Raw genomic sequence first — 563 nt, forward strand, 5'->3', positions numbered from 1 at the left:
CGGTGCTTAAAACAAAATCAATATTCTCTTTCCAATCTAATTGTGCTTGTTGTCCCTTGTCTGTTTCAAATCTCATAGTAGATTTATTAGATATGTAGCCCTTTTTTCTACGTTTAAAATAATCATTAAATTCAACATTATTAGATATGTATCTTCTAAAAGAAGATTGTGCACAGTCTAATCCATGATTATCTTTAAGATATTGCCACAGAACACGTTTATAGTAAAATACTTGAATTGACTCTTCACTTAAAAGAGATTGTATAATAGGCTTAAAATCATCAATTGGTGATTTTCTATTTCTAGTTGTTGGCTTAACATATCCATTTAAATATTTGCCTACGGTACGGGCATCCACACCAAGTTCTCTTGCAATTTGACTTTTATTAACTTTCAAATTATTCACCTCCATAATTACTTTTAATTTATGAAGATCTACTAAACTATTAACTTTAATTTCTGAATTAACATTTACTTTTATAATCATAATTACCTCCGATTCCTCTTTGGTAATTATACTTTATAAAGTTATTTTATTACATTCTTAAATGATCATTTATTTA

At 27.0% G+C, this 563-nt stretch carries 1 pseudogene; it reads right to left on the bottom strand.

The features are described from left to right. Positions 1-487: pseudogene (locus HCG76_RS18880) on the bottom strand (IS21 family transposase); the annotation flags it as partial. Between the last annotated feature and the right edge of the window lie 76 nt (positions 488-563).

The sequence above is a fragment of the Clostridium sp. K13 genome, from assembly GCF_019734195.1.
Classification (GTDB): Bacteria; Bacillota; Clostridia; order Clostridiales; family Clostridiaceae; genus Clostridium.